This is a genomic window from Pseudomonas sp. SIMBA_068 (assembly GCF_046534705.1).
GTDB lineage: Bacteria > Pseudomonadota > Gammaproteobacteria > Pseudomonadales > Pseudomonadaceae > Aquipseudomonas > Aquipseudomonas putida.
In genome coordinates this window covers 1-209 of sequence record NZ_JAWRYI010001944.1, presented here as the reverse complement: position 1 = coordinate 209, position 209 = coordinate 1, and the positions used below count along the sequence as shown (strand labels likewise).

Here is a 209-nt window from a genome sequence, read left to right as displayed (position 1 = left end):
AGCTCCGAATGGTTGTTGATCGGCAGACCGTCTTTGTTGGTCAGCGTGATGGTGTAGGTGATCTCGCCACCTTCGGTAACCGAAGGCGTCGCGGTCAACTTGGCCACCACTTCGTCGATGGTGTCGGTCACCTTGACCGAAGCATCACCGCCCAACTGCAGGTTCTCGAAGGCAGCGCCGGTGGCGTCTACCGCCGACTTGATGCCCAG

At 59.8% G+C, this 209-nt stretch carries 1 protein-coding gene; it reads right to left on the bottom strand.

The window, feature by feature from the left end; genetic code table 11:
* Positions 1–209 (bottom strand): hypothetical protein (locus SB756_RS36575; protein ID WP_410914161.1); only part of this gene is annotated, 209 nt, incomplete at both ends.